We start from the raw sequence: 248 nt of genomic DNA on the forward strand, positions 1-248 counted from the left end.
TGTTGCATCTCGGCAGTTTTGCCGTCAGCAGTTTCTTTCCACTGATGGCGCAACGTCGCTGGAAGCCGGATCGCATTATCGGCGTAGTGCCAACGCTGTTTTGCACGCCGGGAATGCGCCTGCTGGCGAAGCTCTCTGGTGCGCGTACCGTGCTGCATATTCAGGATTACGAAGTGGACGCCATGCTGGGGCTGGGCCTTGCCGGAAAAGGCAAAGGCGGCAAAGTGGCACAGCTGGCGACGGCGTTC

Annotated in this window: 1 pseudogene; it reads left to right on the forward strand. The window is 59.7% G+C overall.

Annotated elements, in window-relative coordinates:
• Positions 1-248, forward strand: a pseudogene (locus V5P19_RS24175) (colanic acid biosynthesis glycosyltransferase WcaI); the annotation flags it as partial.

Origin of the sequence: Enterobacter sp. UNJFSC 003 (genome assembly GCF_036903355.1) — a bacterium.
Lineage (GTDB): Bacteria > Pseudomonadota > Gammaproteobacteria > Enterobacterales > Enterobacteriaceae > Enterobacter.